Here is a 17,375-nt window from a genome sequence, read left to right on the forward strand (position 1 = left end):
TGGTGACCGCAGGACCCGACGACTGCTCCTGGCTGGTTGCCCTGCACCGTGGGCAGCACCAGGACACCCCCGTCGGTACCGGCGTCGTTGTGGAGAGCAACCTGGTGCTGACCTGCCACCATGTCGCGTTCGGCAACGACGGGCAGCTGTACGACGACCTCTGGATCTCGTTCCCACTGGCCGAGAAGGTCACCTGGTTCGACCGCCGCCGGATCGGCGGCTGCCCGCACGACGGAATGCGGGATGCCAAGGTCGACCTGGTCATGCTTGAACTCGTGGAGCCGGTGCCGGCCTCGGTGACCCCGGCCCGACTTCGTTGTCTGCCCGCCAAGCCGCTGGCGGGAAGCGCTTACTGGACGTACGGGTTCCCGACGCACGTGGTCGGCGGCTGCCATGCCGAAGGTAGTGTCGGCCAGCCTGGTGGGTGGGGCCGCGTCATGATCCACACCTCGCCGGCCACCCAGCTGAGCAAGGGATTCAGCGGCGGTCCGGTCTGGTCATCCGAGTACCAGGCGGTGGTCGGCGTCGTTGTCACCGCCGACGCTCAGGGCGGCGGCCAAGCCGTGACCCTGCACTACGCCGACCAGCAACTACCGGACATGAAGCTGGCGACTCTGTCCGCCTGGCGGGCCGCCGACGCGGACGACGCCGCCCTTGCCGCCTGGGGATGGGCCCTGGCCACCGACGGCGAGGCAGGCCGGCACTGGCTGCCCAGGGCACGCGGGGTCGCGGTCGACACCGAAGGCGGCGCGCGGTTCCGCGGCCGGGCCGCCGCCCTGCGTCGCGTCGTCGACTGGATCGACAGCGTCGAACCGATCAGCCGGCCGCTGATCGTCACCGGGTCGCCGGGGGTCGGCAAGTCAGCCGTGCTCGGGCGGATCGTCACCACCGCCGACCAGCAGATCAGCGGGGAACTGTCCGACACGGACATGGCCGTCCGAGCTCCGGTCGGTGCGGTTTCCTGCGCAGTGCACGTCAAGGGCAAGACTGCCCTCGAAGTCGCCGCCGAGATCGCCCGTGCCGTCGCCGTCGAGCTGCCCGGCGTACCGGCTGATCTGATGCCTGCGGTGCGCGACCAGCTGAACCACCGACGGACCCGATTCACCCTGGTCCTCGACGCGCTCGACGAGGCGACCGACCCGGCGCAGGCGCGCATGGTGATCGACGACATCCTGATGCCGCTGGCCCGTGACTGTGGCCCTCGGGGCCTGCGGATCGTGATCGGCACCCGGCGCTCAGACCATCACGGTGACCTGATCAGCCGCTTCGGCGGTAACGCGGAACTCGTCGACCTGGACGCGCCGGAGTACTTCGCCGAATCCGACCTGGCCGACTACGCCCAGGCGACGCTGCAACTGATCGGTGCCGAACGACCAGGCAACCCGTACGCCGATCCGACCGTCGCCGCGCCGCTCGCCCGCCGTATCGCCGCCCTCGCCAAGGGAAACTTCCTGGTCGCCGGCCTGATCGCCCGCGCTCACGCGCTGCGCGACAACACCGCGATCGACCCGGACGAGGTGTCGTTCACCGCTACCGTGGCGCACGCCCTGGACACCTACCTGGCCGGGCTGCCGACCGCCGGCCGGACATCGGCCCGGCTGGCGTTGACCGCCCTGGCGTACGCCGAGACGCCGGGACTGCCACTGACGTTGTGGCAGTCCGCGATCGAAGCCCTCGGCGGGGCGGTCACCGAGCCGGAACTCGCCGACTTCGCGCGTACCTCGGCGGCGAACTTCCTCGTCGAAACGGGCGGCGGCGCTCAGCCCGCGTACCGGCTGTTCCACCAGGCGCTCAACGACGCGCTGCTGGCCGATCGGGACGCTCAGGCCTCGCGGCGCGACGACCACGCCCGGCTGCTGGCGAGCTGGACCGCCATCGCGCGAGCTACCGGATGGGCCACAGCGTTCGACTACCTGCTGCGGTCGCTGCCGCAGCACGCGGCCGGCGCCGGCGCGGTCGACGACCTGCTCACCGACGACGACTATCTGCTGTACGCCCACCTGGACCGGTTACTTACGGTGGCGGACGCGGCCGAGGCGCCGCTCGCCGTAACCCGTGCCCGGCTCCTGCAACGGACCCCGCTGGCGGTGGCAGCCGCGCCGGCTGAGCGGGCGGCGTTGTTCTCTGTCGTCGACCGGCTCGACGGCCTGGACAACGGGATCACGGCGGCGGCCGCCCCGTACCGGGCAGGCTGGGCGCACACCCCGCCCCGGCAGGAACGCAGCATCCTCGACGGACACTCCGAGGCCGTCTACGACGTCGCGGCGATCGTCATCGACGGGCGTCGGCTGCTCGCCTCGGCCGGCGACGACGGCACGGTGCGACTCTGGGATCCGCTGACCAACCAGGCCGAGCAGACGTTCACCGGCCACGACGACACGATTCATGGTGTCTGCGCGGTGCGCCTCGCCACCGGTGAGGTGCTGCTCGCCACGGCCAGCCACGACGGCACCATCGGACTGTGGGACCCGCGTTCCGGGCACCGCCGGCACGAGCTGCGTGGCCACGGCGACTGGGTACGCAACATCTGCGCGATCCCAATGCCCGACGGTGACCTGCTCGCCTCCGCCGGTGACGACCGGACGGTGCGGTTGTGGGATCCGGAGACGGGCAGACCAGGCCATGTGCTGACCGGGCACACCGGCTGGGTGACGGCGGTGACCCACGTGCCCGTCGGGGACCGACAGTTGCTCGCCTCCACCGGCTACGACGGCACGGTGCGGCTGTGGGACCCGGCGACCGGTGGGGAGCCGACCGGAGTCCTCACCGGTCACCTCGGCTGGGTCAACACTCTGTACGCGGTGCGTACCCCCGGCCGTACCCTGCTCGCCTCGGCGGGCTATGACGGCACGGTGCGAATCTGGGATCCCGTGATCAGGGCGTGCGTCCAGGTCCTGCGAACCGGAGGTCCGCTGACCGATCTGTGCACAGTCGATGTCAGCGACGGATGCCTGCTGGTCTCGACCGGTGAGGACGGACTGATCCGAATGTGGGAGGTGCCGACCGGCGCCCCGCAGCAGACCTGGATTCCCCGACCGAGCCTGCGCGGGCATGCCAGCTGGATCCGAGCGGTCTGCGAGCTGCCGACGGCGAACAACCGGATGCTCGCCACCGCTGGCGACGACGGGACCGTGCGACTGTGGGACCCGGGCGGCGGACCGCCGGGGGCGGTCGCCGAGCACGACCGGATCGGGGCGGTGACCGCGGTGTGCCCGGTGCCGGGGGACGAGGGCCGGCTGGTCGCATCCGCCGGATCGGACGGGCAGGTACGGATCTGGGACGCGGTCACCGGTGCCCAGCTGCGCGAGTTCCGGGCGTCGGACGGCCCGGTCAATGCGCTGTGCGTCGTACCCGACGAGGAGGAGCCGCGCATCCTGACGGCTGGCGATGATCGAGTCGTCAAGCTGTGGGACGCGCGGGACGGCACACTGCAGGGGGAGATGAACGGCCACTACGAGCGAGTCGCCGCCGTCTGCTCTGTGCAGCACGACGCGGAGCTGTTGGTGGCCTCTGCCGGCGACGACCAGACTGTCCGGCTGTGGCGTCCGTACTCGGGCGACGTGCGCGGGGTGTTACTCGGGCACGTGACCCTGGCCTGGGTGACGACGCTGACCACGGTCGCCGGGCCTGCCGGCGAGCTGCTCGCCTCCGCAGACAAGAGCGGCACCATCATGCTCTGGGACACCGACGGCACGCAGCTCTGGTCGCAGCAGGGGCATCAGGACGCGGTGAACGCACTCTGCGGGCTCATGGTCGCCGACCGCCCGGCGCTGGCATCGGCCAGCGCGGACCACACGATCCGGTTGTGGGACGCCGAGCGGGGCCAGCCGATCCACTGGCTGACCGGGCACACGGGGCCGGTGACCGGGCTGAGCCTGGTCCAGGTGGGTGGGCGTGACCTGCTCGCCTCGACCAGCCACGACCGCACCGTCCGGGTCTGGGACCCACCGACCGCTCGCGCGGTACGCACGATCCCGGTGCTCCATCCAGCGCTGGCCTGCTGCACCGTCGACGACACGCTACTGATCGGGCTGGACCAGGGCCTGCTGGCGCTCACGATCACGAGTTGAGTGCATCAAAGGAGCCCGAGCCGTCGCAGCTCCGCGGCGATCGCGTCGACCTCGTGCAGGCTGCCGTCGGCGACTGCGAGCATGAACGCCTCAGCGCGGTCGACGTCGACGTCCGGGATCGTCGCCCCGGTGTTGAGGTTGATGAAGACCAGCGCGGCGGCCCAGGCAAGGCGTTTGTTGCCGTCGACGAGTGCGTGGTTGCCGCAGATCGAGTGCAGCAGGCTGGCCGCTTTGCCCGCGAGGTCGGGGTAGGCCTCCTGCCCGAAGACGATCGTGCTCGGTCGGGCGGCGGCGGAGGCGAGCAGCCCGTAGTCGCGGACCTTGGCTGGCGTGCCGAAGACGATCGAGCCGATCTCCAGCAGGTCTTCGACGTCGAGATAGACGGTCACTGGGCCAGTCGGTCGAGTAGCTCACGGTGGCGCTCGGCCACATCTGCGGCCAACCCACGCACCTTGGACCGCTTGCTGTGCCTCGCGACGTACTCCTCGATCGCGACGACGATGGTGGCGTTGGCCGACCGGTGCTCGGTCTCAGCGATCTGCTTGAGCCGCGCGTGCAGATCGTCCGGCAGGTTGACTGTGGTAACCATAGGACAATCATATGACATCCAAGTGATACTGGCCGCGCAGCGGACCGGTGACCTGGAGTGGATCAACCGGGTGGCGTGGTCGAGTCGGATGATCGGGTCGGGAATGCACCAGATGACGGGACTTACCGTGCGTACCCGGGCGGTGATTGAATCGACGGACTGTCAGTGGTGCCGGGCCGGGGAGCAGTGGTGGACGTCTTCGATGTACGCGACAAGCTCATCGAGGACTACAAGGAGTTCACGTCCAGCTTCGTCGACCCCCGCGACCCGAAGATCGCCGAACACATCGCGGAGTTGACCGCCCAGGGCTACCAGTGGCCGGCACCGTTCCTGTCGCTCAATCCCAACTTCGCCTCCGGCGGCAGGGTCGACGAGCTGGTCCAGCAGGGCCTGCTGCACCCCGACAACGAGCGGATCTTCCGGATCAAGCGCCAGCCGGACGACCCGGGGGCGCGGCCGCTGCGGCTGCACCAGCACCAGCGGGAAGCGATCGAGATCGCCCGGGACCGGCACAGCTACGTGCTGACCACCGGCACCGGTTCCGGCAAGAGCCTGTCGTACATCGTGCCGATCGTCGACCGGGTGCTGCGGGCCAAGGCCGCCGGCACCTACCGGCCCGGGGTGAAGGCGATCATCGTCTATCCGATGAACGCGCTGGCCAACAGCCAGCTCAACGAGCTGACGAAGTTTCTCAGCTGGGGCCTGCCGGGCGGGACCCCGCCGGTGCGGTTCGCCCGCTACACCGGGCAGGAGAACACCGAGGAGCGGCGGCGGATCCTCGCTGACCCGCCGGACATCCTGCTCACCAACTACGTGATGTTGGAGCTGGTGCTGACCCGGCACGCCGAACGTGGCCCGCTGACCCGGGCCGCCCGTGGCCTGTGGTTCCTGGTCCTCGACGAGCTGCACACCTATCGTGGCCGGCAGGGTGCCGACGTGGCGTTCCTGGTCCGCCGAGCCCGGGACGCCTTCGCCGCGCCGCAGGTGCAGTGCGTCGGCACCTCGGCGACGATGGCCTCCGACACCACCGGCGCAGACCAGCGGATCAAGGTGGCCGAGGTGGCGAGCCGGCTGTTCGGCACCACCGTCGAACCCGGCCACGTGATCGTCGAGACGCTGGAGCGGGCCACCAGCGCACCGGCCACCAGCGCGCCGGTCGGCGGCGCTCCGGCCACCGGAACGCCGGCCGGCACCGGCGCGGACCCCGCCGGTCTGCGTGACCGGGTCCTGCGGTGGGCCGCCACCGAGCCGCCACAGCCGGACGTCGACGGGTTGCGGACCGATCCGTTGGCAGCGTGGGTCGAGGGCGCGTTCGGGGTGGAGCCCGACCCGGTGACCGGCCGGCCGGTGCGGCTGCGCCGGCCCAGGACGGTCCCGCAGGCCGCGGACCTGCTCGCCGAGCTGACCGGGGTGCCGGGCCGGGAGTGCGCCACCGCGATCGAGGCGGTACTGGCCGCCGGTGCGGGGCTCGACGACCCGGGGACCGGGCGGCCGTTCTTCGCGTTCCGGCTGCACCAGTTCCTGTCCAAGGGCGACAACGTCTACACCACGATCGAGCCGCCGTCGGTGCGGCATGTGACCAGCCGCTACCAGGCGCTCTCCCCGACCAGTACGGTCGACCAGTCGAAGGCGCTGGTCCCGTTGGCCTTCTGCCGCGAATGCGGCCAGGACTATCTGATCGTCCGGCGCGCCGACCACGGCTTCGAGGCGGGCAGCGAGGTGGAGTCGGCCACCGGTGACGCCGGCTACCTCTACATCAGCGACGACCAGCCGTGGCCGGCGGATCTCGACACCGTGCTCAGCGACGCCCGGCTGCCGTACTCGTGGACGCTGCTGGCCGACGACGGGCGCACCATCGTGGCCCCGACGAAGGAACGCCACCTGCCGGAGCTGGTGCATCTCGACCCGATGGGCACCGAGCAGGCACCGGGGCAGGGGGTGCCGGCGGCCTGGATCTCGTCGCCGTTCCGGTTCTGTCTGCGCTGCCAGGTGTCCTACGAACGCCAGCGCGGCAAGGACTTCGCCCAGCTGGCGAAGCTGTCCGTCGAGGGCCGCAGCTCGGCGTTGTCGGTGGTCGGGGCGAGCGTGGTACGCGCGTTGCGGGCCGCCCCGCGGCTGCCGGCGGAGGCCCGCAAGCTGCTCGCCTTCGTCGACAACCGGCAGGACGCCTCGCTGCAGGCCGGGCACTTCAACGATTTCGTCCAGGTGGTGCAGTTGCGTGGCGCGCTGTACCGGGCGGTGGCGGCGGCCCCGGACGGGTTGACCCACGAGCGGGTGGCGCAGCAGGTCACCGAGGCGCTGCGGCTGGAGTTGGGGCAGTTCGCCCGGACCCCGGAGGTGCGGTACGGCAAGGACGAGATCTGGCGGGCGCTACGCGAGGTGGTCAACTACCGGCTCTACCTCGATCTGGAACGCGGCTGGCGGGTCACCATGCCGAACCTGGAGCAGACCGGCCTGCTGCGGATCGGCTACCGCTATCTCGACGAGGTAGCCGTCGACGAGGAGATCTGGTCGCGCAGCCACCATCTGCTGCGCGACGACAAACCGGAACGCCGCCACGACGTGGCCTCGACGCTGCTGGACGAGCTGCGCCGCAACCTGGCGATCGACGTACGGTGCCTGACCCAGGACGGTTTCGACGAGATCGACCGGCTGTCCCGCCAGCAGCTGGCCGAGCCGTGGAAGCTGGGTGAACGGGAGCGGGCGGTCGTCGCCGGGGTCGCCTACCCGAAGCCGAGCGGCAAGGGCGAGCGGCGCAAACTGCTGCACTTGTCCGGCCGGGGGGCGTTCGGCAAGTACCTGATCCGACAGTACGGCAAGGACGGCTGCACAGTCGCCGACGCGCAGGACATGATCCGCGACCTGTTGGCGGTGCTGGCCGAGGCGACCCTGGTGATCGAGGTGCCACCGGAGGGCGACGACCTGGTCAGCGGCTACCGGCTGAAGTCGGACGCGCTGATCTGGCAGGCCGGGGACGGCACGGTGGGCGCGGAGGACCGGGTCCGCAAGGTGCTCTCCGGTGAGGCCGGTGCCCGGGTCAACACCTTCTTCCGGGACCTGTACCGGGACACTTCGCATCTGCTGGCCGGGTTGCAGGCGAAGGAACACACCGCCCAGGTGGAGGCGGCGGACCGGCAGAAGCGGGAGAAGCAGTTCCAGGAGGCGGCGCTGCCGCTGCTGTTCTGCTCGCCGACGATGGAGCTGGGCGTCGACATCAAGGATCTCAACGCGGTGGCGATGCGTAACGTGCCGCCGACGCCGGCCAACTACGCCCAGCGGGCCGGGCGGGCCGGCCGGTCCGGGCAGCCGGCGCTGGTGGTCACCTACTGCTCGACGGGCAACGCGCACGACCAGTTCTATTTTCGACGCCCGCAGCTGATGGTCGGTGGTGCGGTGCAGGCGCCCCGGCTCGATCTGGCCAACGAGGATCTGGTGCGGTCGCACGTGCAGGCGATCTGGCTGGCCGAGACCGGGGCCGAGCTGCCCAGTTCGCTGGTGCGGCTGTTGGAGACCGGCGGGGAGGCCCCGTCGCTGCGGATCCGGCCGGAGTTCGTCCGCAAGCTGCGCGACGACGACGCCCGCAAGCGGGCGCTGGCCCGCGCGGAAGCGGTCCTGGCCGGCGACGTCGGCGGGGCGTCCGGCGGGAACCCAGGCGGGGCGCTTGCCGGGGCTCCCTGGTGGCGGGACCGCTGGGTCGCCGACACGGTGGAGCAGGCGTACGACGAGTTCGACGCGGCGTTGGGCCGCTGGCGGCAGCTCTACCAGGCGGCGCTGCGCGAGTATGAGGTGCAGAACCGCCGGGCGGTGGACACCAACGTGACCGGCAAGGCCCGGGACGAGGCGAGCCGGCGGGCCAACGACGCCCGGGTGCAGCTGAATCTGCTGGCCAACGAGAACTCCGACGAGCCGCAGACCGACTTCTACACGTTCCGCTATCTGGCGTCGGAGGGTTTCCTGCCCGGCTACTCGTTCCCCCGGCTGCCGCTGGCCGCGTACGTGCCGGGGCTGGCCGGTGGACGCAAGGGCGACTACATCCACCGGCCCCGGTTCATCGGGATCAGCGAGTTCGGCCCGGGTGCGTTGATCTACCACGAGGGTGCCCGCTACCTGGTGCGCGGCGTGCAGCTGCATCAGGTGGCGTCGAACGCCGACGGGGTGTTGACCTCGTCGGCGCGGCGGTGCGCCGAGTGCGGGCATCTGCACGACGACGAGGTCGGCTGGGACGTGTGTGTGAACTGCGGGCAGGGGCTGGGCGCGACGGACACCAATCTGCTGCGCCTGTACACGGTCCGCACGCAGCGGCGGGAGCGGATCTCGTCGGACGAGGAGGAGCGGCGTCGGTCGCTGTTCGAGATCGAGACGTCGTACCGCTTCCATGATCATGGTCGGCGGCCGGGCCGGTTGACGGCGGCGGTGACCACCGCCGACGGCAGCCCGCTGGCCGAGCTGGTCTACGGCGACGCGGCGACGGTGCGGCGGGCCAATCTGGGGTTGCGTCGCCGCAAGGAGGCCAGCGTCCGGGGCTTCTTCCTGGATCCGGCGACCGGTGACTGGCTGTCCGAGCGTAAGGCGACGGAGAAGAACCGGGCCGACGACGAGGAGCTGACCTCGGACGAGGCGGCGATCACGGCGATCGACAAGGTGGCCGCGCCGGAGCGGGTGATCCCGTACGTGCAGGACCGGCGCAACATCCTGGTGCTGCGGCTGGCCGAGCGGGTACCCGACGACATGGCGGTGACCCTGCTGTACGCGGTGGAACGCGGCATCGAGGCGCATTTCCAGCTGGAGGATTCGGAGCTGACCGGTGAGCTGCTGCCGGATCCGGATGACCGTGGCCGGATGCTGTTCATCGAGAGCGCCGAGGGCGGGGCGGGGGTGCTGCGTCGGCTGGTCGAGGAGCCGCACGCGGTCGCCCGGGTGGCGGCGAAGGCGTTGGAGATCGCGCACTTCGACCCGACCGGGGTCGATGTGGACCAGCCGGATGCCGGTGCCGACCACTGTGTCCAGGGCTGCTACGACTGTCTGTTGTCGTACTCGAATCAGGGGTTTCACCGGCGGATCAACCGGCACCTGGTGGCGCAGCTGTTGGTGTCGTTCGCGTCGGCGGCGGCCGAGCGGCCGGCGGCCGGCCGGCCGCCGGGCGGCGACTGCCCACCAGTGGGCAGCGACGGGGCGGCTGGTGCCGGTAGCGTCGACGGGCCGGTCGCCGAGTTCGTGGCCTGGCTGGCGCGCGAGTCGTACCGGGGGCCGGATCCGGTGGCGGATCCGGTGGCGGGGGCCCGGCCGGATCTGACCTACCGGCAGCAGCGGGCGGTGGTCTTCGTCGATGAGCCGGGCGTGCAGCCGGGTGCCGGGCGGGACGTGGACGCCGAGGAGAGTGTGATCGACGCCGGCTGGACCCCGATCCGGGTGACTGCCGGTGACTGGCAGAGCGCGGTGGGTCGGTATCCCGGCGTGTTCGGGCGGCGGCAGGGAGGCAGTGCGTGACGGTGGCGGCGCAGCGGTTCGAGCCGGGGACGTTGGTCACGGCGCGGGGCCGGGAGTGGGTGGTGCTGCCCGAGTCGGAGCCGGAGGTGCTGGTGCTGCGCCCGCTCGGCGGGGCGGACGACGAACGCGCGGCGGTGCTGCCGGATGTCGAGGAGGTCCGGTCGGCGACGTTCGCGTACCCGGATCCGACCGATGCCGGCAACGCCAGCCGGGCCGGCCTGCTGCGGACGGCGCTGCGGATCGGGTTCCGCTCCTCCGGCGGGCCGTTCCGGTCGTTGGGCGCGGTGGCGGTGGAGCCCCGGCCGTACCAGCTGGTGCCGCTGCTGATGGCGTTGCGTCAGGACCCGGTGCGGATGCTGATCGCCGATGACGTCGGCATCGGCAAGACCGTCGAAAGTGGGTTGATCGCGGCCGAGCTGCTGGCCCAGGGCGACGCGGACGGGTTGGCGGTGCTGTGCAGCCCGGCGTTGGCCGAGCAGTGGCAGCGGGAGCTGGCGGCCAAGTTCGGCATCGCCGCCGAGTTGGTGCTGCCGGGCACCGTACGCCGGTTGCAGGCGTCGCTGGTCGGCTCGACCGATTCGGTGTTCGACCGCTACCGGCACGTGGTGGTCTCCACTGATTTCATCAAGCGGCCGGAGCTGCGCGAGCAGTTCGTCCGCGGCTGTCCCAACCTGGTCATCGTCGACGAGGCGCACGGCTGCGTGCCGGACGACGACCGCCGGGCCGGCAAGTCCCGGATGTTGCGCTACGAGTTGGTACGCCGGTTGGCCGCCGACCCGGCCCGGCAGTTGATCCTGGTGACGGCGACGCCGCACAGCGGCAAGGACACCGGGTTCCGCAATCTGCTCGGGCTGCTGGATCCGGAGCTGGCCACAGTAGACCTTAACCAGGTGGCGGGTCGGGAGCGGCTGGCCCGGCATTTCGTGCAGCGTCGCCGCGCCGACATCCGGGGTTTCCTGGAGGACACCCCGTTCCCGGAGGACCGGCACACCACCGAGCGCGCCTACCGGCTGTCCGGCGAGTACCGCGACCTGTTCGACGACGTGGTGGCGTACGCCCGGCAGGTGGTGCGGGATCCGCTCGGCGGGCAGGTGCGCCAGCGGGTGCGGTACTGGTCGGCGTTGGCGCTGTTGCGGGCGTTGGCGTCGTCGCCGGCCGCGGCGGCGGCGACGCTGCGGACCCGGGCGGCGAACGCCGACGCCGACAGCGCCGAGGACGCGGACACTCTGGGTCGGGCGGCGGTGCTGGATCTGCCCGACGACGAGACCCAGGAGTCGGCCGACGCGACCCCGGGCGCGGACCCGGGAGCGGACGGTGGCGGCGGCAGTGCCGAGCAGCGCCGGCTGCGGGAGTTCGCCCGCCGCGCCGAGGCGCTGGCCGGGGCCGGCGACGCCAAACTGACCTTGCTGGTCAAGGAGGTCAAGACGCTGCTCGGTGACGGCTTCAACCCGGTGGTGTTCTGCCGCTACATCGACACCGCCGAGTACGTCGCGCAGCGGCTGGAGGCGGCGTTGGGCCGTAACTTCGCGGTCGGCTGCGTCACCGGGGCGTTGCCGCCTGAGGAGCGGGCGGCCCGGATCGCCGAGCTGACCGCCGACACCAGCCGCCGCCCGGTGCTGGTCGCCACCGACTGCCTGTCCGAGGGGGTCAACCTGCAGGAACGGTTTCAGGCGGTGGTGCACTACGACCTGGCGTGGAACCCGACCCGGCACGAGCAGCGGGAGGGCCGGGTCGACCGGTTCGGCCAGGTCGCCCCGACGGTACGCGCGGTGATGATCTACGGCGCGGACAACCGGATCGACGAGATCGTGCTGAAGGTGCTGCTGCGCAAGCACAACCGGATCCGCGAGACGTTGGGCATCTCGGTGCCGGTGCCGGACGCCAGCGACGACGTCCTGCAGACGATCGCCCACGAGCTGCTGGTGGCGCCGGAGCAGCCGGAGCAGTTGACCATCGACGCGCTGGCCGCCGGCCCGCGTGAGGAGCTGCACCGGCAGTGGGATTCGGCGGCCGAGCGGGAGAAGGAGTCGCGCACCAAGTACGCCCAGCGGGCGATCAAACCGGCCGAGGTGGCCGACGAGTTGGCCGAGATCCGGGCCAGTCTGGGCACCCCGGCCGAGGTGGCCGAGTTCGCAGCGACCGCGCTGGCCGCGTTCGGCGCCGATGTGGTCGAGCGGCCGTACGGGTTCGACGCCGACCTGGCCGGGCTGCCCAGCCAGGTCACCGACGCCTTCCCACCCCGGCCGACGAAGGCGGGGCAGGGCAGGGCCGGGGTGTTGCAGCTGCGCCGTGAGCTGCCGACCCCGCCGGGCGCGGCACATCTGGACCGGACCGACCCGTACGTGTCGGCGCTGGCCCGGCAGGTGCTGGAGTCGGCGCTGAATCCGTCGCTGCCGGCGGACAAACTGTCGGCGGAGAAGCGGCCGGCGCGGCGGGCCGGGGTGATGCGTACCGCTGCGGTGTCGAAACGCACGACGCTGCTGCTGGTGCGGTTCCGGCTGCATCTGACGTTGCCGGCCGGCGCGGCGGCGGGCGGTGAGCCGCGCCCGATGGTCGCCGAGGAGGCGCGGGTGCTGGCGTTCCGGGGTGCCCCGCAGGCGGCCGAGTGGCTGACCGAGGAGGAGACGGCCGCGCTGCTGTCGGCGACCCCGACCGGCAACGTGCTGCCGGACGCGGCGACACCGCTGCTGACCCGGGTCGTCGGCCAGCTCGACGCGGTCACCGACCATCTGTCGGCCACCGCCGACGAGCTCGCCGACCGGCTGCGGGCCGCGCATCTGCGGGTCCGGGAGGCGGCCGGGCAGCGGGTCCGCCGGCAGGTCACGGTCACCGCGCAGAAACCGGCCGACGTGCTCGGCGTCTACCTCTATCTTCCCGGAGGGCAGCAGTGATGAGCGGCGCGGTGGTCTATCCGGCGGTACGGGTCGACGGCGGCCTGCTGCCCGGCGGTCTGCTGCAGCGCATCGGCCACGGCGACCGGGAGCTGCCGGGGATGGACCCGGCCGCGTACGGCCTGCAGTCGGGTGAGTCGGTGCGCCGCTACGCCAACCGGTCGTTCGCCTACCTGCAGGAGGTGTGGCGGGACTTCAGCCGGCAGCGGGAGCGGGCCGGCGACGGCGCACCGGCCCGGCTGACCCGGGAACGCTGGCTGCTGGTGCTGCTGCGGGAGCTGGGCTTCGACCCGTTGACGCCGGTGACCGGCGGGATCGCCGTCGACGAGTTGACGTTCCCGGTGTCGCACCGGTTGGACGCCGTACCGGTGCATCTGCTCGGCTGGGGGGTGGACCTGGACCGGCGGACGGCGCGGGTGCGCGGCGCGGCCGGCGCCGCCCCGCATTCGATGGTGCAGCAGCTGCTGAACCGCAGCGACCGGCACCTGTGGGCGGTGCTGTCCAACGGGCAGAAGCTGCGGCTGCTGCGGGATTCGACGACGCTGGTCGGTTCGGCGTCGATCGAGTTCGACCTGGAGGCGATTTTCGACGGGGAGCTGTTCGCCGATTTCGTGCTGCTGTACCGGTTGGCGCACGCGTCCCGGATGCGTCCGGCCGAGCCGGCGGCCGGGCCGGCGTCGTGTGTGCTGGAGCAGTGGCGGGCGGCCGGCGCGAAGCAGGGCGAACGCGCGTTGGAGCAGCTGCGCGACGGGGTGGAACGGGCGCTGGAGATCCTCGGCACCGGGCTGCTGACCCATCCGGAGAACGCCGCGCTGCGCGGCCAGGTCGCCGACGCGACGCTGCGCCTGGAGGACGTGAAACGGTCCCTGCTGCGGGTGATCTACCGGTTGCTGTTCTGGTTCGTCGCCGAGGACCGGCATTCGCTGCTGGATCCGCAGGCGGACGCGGCGACCCGGCGGCGCTATGCGACGTTCTTCTCGGCGGCCCGGCTGCGGGATCTGGCGGTGCGGCGGCGGCATTCCCGCCACGGCGACCTGTGGGAGGCGGTCCGCCTGGTCTTCGACTCGCTGGGCCGGGAGGCGGGCCAGCCCCGACTGGGTCTGCCCGGTATCGGCGGGCTGTTCGAGCCGGGTCCGCTGGACCGGCCGTTGGCGGCGGCGAAGCTGTCGAACCGGCATCTGTTGGAGGCGGTGGAGGCGCTGGCGGTGCTGCCGCAGCGGCGCGGCGGCGGCCGGCAGCGGGTCGACTTCCGGCACCTGGGCGCGGAGGAGCTGGGCAGCGTCTACGAGTCGCTGCTGGAGCTGCGGCCCCGCTGGGACGCGTCGGCGTGGCGGTTCGGCACGGAACGGCTGGCCGGCAACGAACGCAAGACCACCGGCTCCTACTACACTCCGTCGTCGCTGGTGGAGTCGCTGCTGGACTCGGCGCTGGATCCACTGATCGACGAGGCGTGCGACCGGCCGACCGCGCCGGAGCGGGTGGCGGCGCTGCTGGAGTTGACGGTCTGCGACCCGGCGTGTGGGTCGGGGCATTTCCTGATCGCGGCGGCCCGGCGGATCGCGAAGCGGGTCGCCGCGGAGGAGACCGACGAGTTGGAGCCGACGCCGCTGGCGGTCCGCTCGGCGCTGCGTCGGGTGATCGGCCGCTGCATCTACGGCGTCGACGTCAACGAGATGGCCGCCGAGTTGGCGAAGGTGTCGCTGTGGCTGGAGGCGATGGAGCCGGGCCGGCCGCTGGGCTACCTGGACGCCAACATCCGGGTCGGCAACTCGCTGCTCGGGGTGACGCCCCGGCTGCTGGCCGACGGCATCCCGGACACGGCGTTCACCGCGTTGACCGGCGACGACAAGAAGGTCGCCGCCGCGTTGAAGAAGCAGAACGCGGTGGAGGCCGGCGGCCAGACGGAGCTGCTGTGGAGCGGCGGCGTCCAGGTCGGCAACGCCACGCTCGCCGAGGAGGCCGCCCAGATCACCCGGGCCGAGCCGGGGTCGCTGGCCGACGTGCACGTGCAGGCCAAGCGGGCGCAGGTCCTGGAGCAGGAGCGCCGTCACGCCCGGCTGGTCGCGGATGCCTGGTGCGCCGCGTTCGTGCAGCCAAGAACCCCAGATTCCCGGGGTACGGCGATCACGCAGGCGGTGTTGGAGCGGCTCGGCAAGGGTGAGGCGTCGCTGGAGTTGGCCGCGGTCGAGGAGCAGGTGGAGCGGCTGCACCGGCAGTTCCGCTTCTTCCACTGGCACATCGAGTTCCCGCACATCTTCCGGGTGCCCGACCACGGACCGGTCAACGACGCCACCGGCTGGCAGGGCGGCTTCTCCTGCGTCCTCGGCAACCCCCCGTGGGAGAAGATTGAGTTCAAAGAGCAGGAGTTCTTCGCGGCACCAGCGCCACACATCGCGAACGCGGCCCACGCCGCAGCGCGGAAGAAGGCGATCGCCGCACTGGAGCACGCCGAAGAGCCCTCATATCAGTCGCTGTACCGGGACTACCTGACCGCTGTCCGCGAAGTCGAGGCGATCAGCCACATGATCCGCAGCTCCGGACGCTATCCACTGACCGGCCAGGGCCGGCTCAACACCTACGCGATGTTCGCGGAGTCATCTCGCATCACCCTCGCACCTGCCGGCCAGCTCGGCATGATCGTCCCGACGGGTATCGCCACCGATGCGACCACCCAGGACTTCTTCAAGAATCTGGTACGTCGTCGGAGTCTGGTGTCACTGTTCGACTTCGAGAACGAGGACAAGGTCTTCCAGGGGGTCGATCATCGGGTCCGATTCTCGTTGTTGACGGCGGCGGGTGTGCGGCGGCCGGTTGATCAGGTGTCGTTGGTGTTCCGGGTGCGGCAGGTGGATCAGATTGCGCGGCGGGCGTACGCGTTGACACCGGAGGAGATCAGTCTGTTGAACCCGAACACGGGGACCTGTCCGGTGTTTCTGTCCCGGCGGGACGCGGAGATCACGTTGGGGATCTACCGGAGAGTTCCGGTCCTGTGGGACGAGGCCAAAGTGGGCGGCAACCCGTGGGGTATCTCTTTCAGTCAAGGTCTGTTCAACATGGCCACGGACTCGGGGCTTTTCCGAACGAGGGAGGTCTTGGAGCCAGAAGGCTGGACGTTGGAGGGCAACCACTTCGTCCGAGGCGACGAGCGGATGTTGCCGTTGTACGAGGCGAAGATGGCCCACTTCTACGACCACCGGCTGGGTACGTACGAGGGGGCGACGCAGGCGCAGTTGAACGTCGGGACACTGCCCCGCTTCACCGACGCCGATCATGACGATCCGGCGCGGCTGCCACTGCCACGCTATTGGGTGTCGAAACAGGCGGTGGACGAGCGGCTGGCCGGTCGTTGGTCTCATGACTGGCTGCTGGGTTGGCGCGACATCGCCCGCAGCACCGACGAGCGCACCCTGATCCCAGCGCTACTTCCCCCTGTCGCTGTGGGTCACACTACGCCGCTCGTAATGAGTAGTATGAGTCCTGGATCGTTGCTCGGTTTGCTGGCCAACTTGAGCGGTTATAGCATCGACTATGTTGCGCGACAAAAAATTGCAGGAACTCATCTCACTTATTCCTACATCAAGCAATTCCCAATAATTGGTCCGGAAGTTTATTGTGGCGATGCACCCTGGGACTCGACCTCTTTGCTGCAAGACTGGATTTCAGCGCGGGTTCTTGAGCTTGCCTACACCGCTTATGATATGCGGGGACTATCCTCAGTCGTTGGGGAAACGGGTCAGCCCTTCCGGTGGAACCCTCAGCGACGTGAACTTATCCGTGCTGAACTCGATGCTGCATACTTCCATCTTTTCGGGGTGGATCGGGATGACGTCGACTACATCATGGAGACCTTCAAGGTCGTCCGAGAGAATGACGAAAAGGCGCACGGCGAGTTTCGCACGAAGCGCCTGATCCTGGAGTGCTACGACGCGATGGCCGATGCCATCCGCACCGGCCAGCCGTACCAAACCCCGCTCGACCCCCCACCTGGCCAAGGCCCACGGCATTTGTAGAGGCACGCGTACCTAAGGATTGACTACAAGGGATGGTGGGTTGCGGTGCTGATCGCGATGTGGGGGCGAGGGCATCGGCAGGCGATAGGGGGCTCCCTGATCTGGACGAAATCGTTGACGGCATCATCGACATCTTCGATCGACCGCAGGTGTTAGGGCCGTCCCTAGTGCGTTGGCGGCCGGAGCGATCATGAGCGCGATGGAGCAGGTCGGCGCGCGTTTGCGAAGTGCAGTCACTGCGATCCGATCAGCTGCCATGACGGCCAGCCAAGCATCGCGGCGACTTTCCGACGTTGCGGACTCGTTGCGCATTGGTCTGCGTGGCTCG

At 70.5% G+C, this 17,375-nt stretch carries 6 protein-coding genes; 4 read left to right on the forward strand and 2 right to left on the reverse strand.

The window, feature by feature from the left end; all coding sequences use genetic code 11:
- Positions 1-2 precede the first annotated feature (2 nt).
- On the forward strand, positions 3-4,070 hold the full coding sequence (locus tag O7610_RS22020; RefSeq protein WP_289211735.1) for a trypsin-like peptidase domain-containing protein: 4,068 nt from the start codon (positions 3-5) through the stop codon (positions 4,068-4,070).
- Positions 4,071-4,075: 5 nt separating this feature from the next.
- On the opposite strand, the gene O7610_RS22025 is transcribed toward O7610_RS22020, so the two are convergent.
- A complete protein-coding gene (locus O7610_RS22025) occupies positions 4,076-4,459 on the reverse strand; it encodes a type II toxin-antitoxin system death-on-curing family toxin (RefSeq protein WP_289211736.1) in 384 nt (127 codons plus the stop codon).
- A complete protein-coding gene (locus O7610_RS22030; protein WP_278111128.1) occupies positions 4,456-4,659 on the reverse strand; it encodes a CopG family ribbon-helix-helix protein in 204 nt (67 codons plus the stop codon). The genes O7610_RS22025 and O7610_RS22030 overlap by 4 nt, the downstream gene beginning before the upstream one ends.
- Positions 4,660-4,848: 189 nt before the next feature.
- On the opposite strand from O7610_RS22030, the gene O7610_RS22035 reads away from it, so the two are divergent.
- Genes O7610_RS22035 through O7610_RS22045 form a run of 3 tightly spaced genes read left to right on the forward strand, consistent with a single transcriptional unit; the run spans position 4,849 to position 17,047 of the window.
- Entirely contained in the window at positions 4,849-10,146 is a 5,298-nt protein-coding gene (locus O7610_RS22035) for a DEAD/DEAH box helicase family protein (protein WP_289211737.1), read from the forward strand.
- Entirely contained in the window at positions 10,143-13,037 is a 2,895-nt protein-coding gene (locus O7610_RS22040) for a DUF8741 domain-containing protein (protein WP_289211738.1), read from the forward strand. Before O7610_RS22035 ends, O7610_RS22040 begins: the two co-directional genes overlap by 4 nt.
- Positions 13,037-17,047, forward strand: coding sequence for an Eco57I restriction-modification methylase domain-containing protein (locus O7610_RS22045; RefSeq protein WP_289211739.1), 4,011 nt, complete (start codon positions 13,037-13,039; stop codon positions 17,045-17,047). The genes O7610_RS22040 and O7610_RS22045 overlap by 1 nt, the downstream gene beginning before the upstream one ends.
- Positions 17,048-17,375: the final 328 nt, after the last annotated feature.

Source organism: Solwaraspora sp. WMMA2065 (assembly GCF_030345075.1).
Lineage (GTDB): Bacteria > Actinomycetota > Actinomycetes > Mycobacteriales > Micromonosporaceae > Micromonospora_E.